Here is a 1,163-nt window from a genome sequence, read left to right as displayed (position 1 = left end):
CGCTCGAGCGCGAGCGCCACGCCCATGCCGCCGCCGATGCACAGCGAGGCCAGACCGCGCTTCGCGTCGCGGCGCTGCATTTCGTGCAGCAGCGTCACGAGAATGCGGCAGCCCGACGCGCCGATCGGGTGACCGATCGCAATCGCCCCGCCGTTCACGTTGATCTTCGACGTGTCCCAGCCCATCTGCTTGTTCACCGCGAGCGCCTGCGCCGCGAACGCCTCGTTGATCTCCATCAGATCGAGATCGTTCACCGTCCAGCCCGCACGCTCCAGACAGCGCGTCGACGCCGGCACCGGGCCCATGCCCATCACCTTCGGGTCCACCCCGCCGCTCGCGTACGCCTTGATGCGCGCGAGCGGCGTGAGCCCCAGCGCCTCGGCCTTCTTCGCCGACATCACCACGACCGCCGCCGCGCCGTCGTTGATGCCCGACGCGTTGGCCGCCGTCACCGTACCTTCCTTCGAGAACGCGGGCTTCAGGCCCGCGAGCGAGTCGGCCGTCACGCCGTGGCGCACGAACTCGTCGGTGGCGAACTGCAGCGGCTCGCCCTTGCGCTGCGGAATCGCCACCGGCACGATCTCGGCGTCGAAGCGCCCCGCCTTCTGCGCGGCTTCGGCCTTGTTCTGCGAGAGCGCCGCGAAGGCATCCTGCTCTTCGCGCGTGATGCCGTATTCCTTCGCGACGTTTTCCGCCGTCACGCCCATGTGGTACTGGTTGTAGACGTCCCACAGGCCGTCCACGATCATGCTGTCGATGAGCTTCGCATCGCCCATGCGGAACCCGTCGCGTGAGCCCGGCAGCACGTGCGGCGCCGCGCTCATGTTCTCCTGGCCGCCGGCCACCACGATCTCCGAGTCGCCCGCGATGACCGCGTTGGCCGCGAGCATCACCGCCTTCAGGCCCGAGCCGCACACCTTGTTGATCGTCATCGCGGGAACCGCCGTGGGCAGGCCCGCCTTGATCGACGCCTGGCGCGCCGCGTTCTGGCCCGAACCGGCCGTGAGCACCTGGCCCATGATCACGTCGCTCACCTGCCCGGGGCTCACGCCCGCGCGCTCGAGCGCCGCCTTGATGACGATCGCGCCCAGGTCGGGCGCCGCCACCTTCGCCAGCGAACCGCCGAATTTGCCTACCGCCGTGCGTGCGGCCGAAACGATCAC

General features: G+C 69.7%; 1 protein-coding gene. It reads right to left on the bottom strand.

Translation table 11 applies throughout. The annotated features are described in order from the left end of the window. On the bottom strand, positions 1–1,163 hold a 1,163-nt coding region (locus BMI01S_RS37665), incomplete at both ends, for an acetyl-CoA C-acetyltransferase (RefSeq protein WP_052408508.1).

The sequence above is a fragment of the Paraburkholderia mimosarum LMG 23256 = NBRC 106338 genome (assembly GCF_000739815.1).
In the GTDB taxonomy this organism is placed as follows: Bacteria; Pseudomonadota; Gammaproteobacteria; order Burkholderiales; family Burkholderiaceae; genus Paraburkholderia; species Paraburkholderia mimosarum.
The sequence above is the reverse complement of the archived record's forward strand: the minus strand, read 5'-3'. Positions and strand labels throughout refer to the sequence as shown.